Genomic DNA, 1,264 nt, shown 5'->3' on the forward strand with positions numbered 1-1,264 from the left:
AAAAAAAAACTAAATATTGTCCCATTATCTTGTTTTTCCATTTTTCTTAGAAGGGTTCCTAAAATGTATGAAGAGATACATTGAGGGATGTCTAATAATGATCTAACATTATTGGAAGGCAAAAGTGATTAGTTGTTTTTGGATTATGATTTTGTTTGCGAAAATAATGGTCAATTTAACCCCATAGATTTTTCTATCTGAGGTAAAGTAACCCTCAAGTGTTTTTCTTTTTTGAAGGAATATTCTTAAAGTTTAAAAAAAAGGATCTTTAAAATAACCTAAAGTTCTCTGCATCAAATTTTTCTATACCCATCATTTTTAAGGTATTGACCATACCATCAATCCACCCATTGAGGTAAATTAATTCTCTTAACGCTTCGGTGTCATCATTTTTGTCAGGGTTCAAGCTGTAACTTTCCTCACTTTCTCTATCTACCAACAATTGGTTGATATTATCACGTCTTTCTACGATTTCAAGATAGTTTTCAATGATACTTTGTTCTATCTCTTTTAACATCTTACCCATTTTGCTCTACTTTTTTAAGTATAACGCTGGTAGAGGGAAGAGTATTCAACTTTAATTAAATATCAGATAAGAAATTGTTGAAAATTTATGAATAGCATTTAAGGGTTTAACTCTTCCACTTTATGTTACAACCGACACTTTGGAGTTGTTGGCTAGAGACAGGCTCTCCCTTTAGAATATTATCTAAGGCAGAACGAATTTCTCGCCCATCCACTTCTATATTATTTCCAGGCCTTGAACCGTCCATTCTTCCTCTGTATACGCACAAAAGGTCCTTATCAAAAATACTAAAATCGGGTGTGCAGGCCGCATGGTAGGCTTTGGCGACCTCTTGGGTTTCATCATAAAGATAAGGAAATGAAAATTTATGTAATTCGGCAAATTTTTTCATCTCTTTAGGAGAATCCTGGGGATAAGCAATGATGTCATTGGAGCTGATGCCAATGAAAGAAACTTCTTTTGGAAGGTAATCGTTTGCCAATCTAACCAATTCATTCACCACATGTTGAACAAATGGGCAATGGTTGCAAATAAACATAAGAACCGTTGCTTTATCTGATTTTAATTGATTTAATGATAGTATATTTCCAGTGATTGTGTCGGGTAACTGGAATTCAGGGGCTTTGAAACCCAGAGGAATAACTGTTGTGTAAGTTTCCATTGTTGTTTGTTTTATGTTGATAAAATGCTAATTCTTTATTACTTTATACGGTTAAATTAATTGGGTGGGGTTGGGGA

Annotated in this window: 2 protein-coding genes; both read right to left on the reverse strand. The window is 33.8% G+C overall.

Going from position 1 to position 1,264, the window contains the following annotated elements; translation table 11 throughout:
* Window positions 1-268 precede the first annotated feature (268 nt).
* The gene (locus E1171_RS01180) at window positions 269-526 is read right to left on the reverse strand and encodes a hypothetical protein (RefSeq protein ID WP_155203272.1); all 258 of its coding nucleotides are present in this window, start codon (window positions 524-526) and stop codon (window positions 269-271) included.
* A 106-nt stretch (window positions 527-632) separates the two neighbouring features.
* Window positions 633-1,187 carry a thioredoxin family protein gene (locus E1171_RS01185; RefSeq protein ID WP_155203274.1) on the reverse strand — a complete coding sequence of 185 codons (555 nt, stop codon included), beginning with the start codon at window positions 1,185-1,187 and terminating at the stop codon, window positions 633-635.
* Window positions 1,188-1,264: the final 77 nt, after the last annotated feature.

It is taken from the genome of Xanthovirga aplysinae (assembly GCF_009711365.1).
In the GTDB taxonomy this organism is placed as follows: Bacteria; Bacteroidota; Bacteroidia; order Cytophagales; family Cyclobacteriaceae; genus Xanthovirga; species Xanthovirga aplysinae.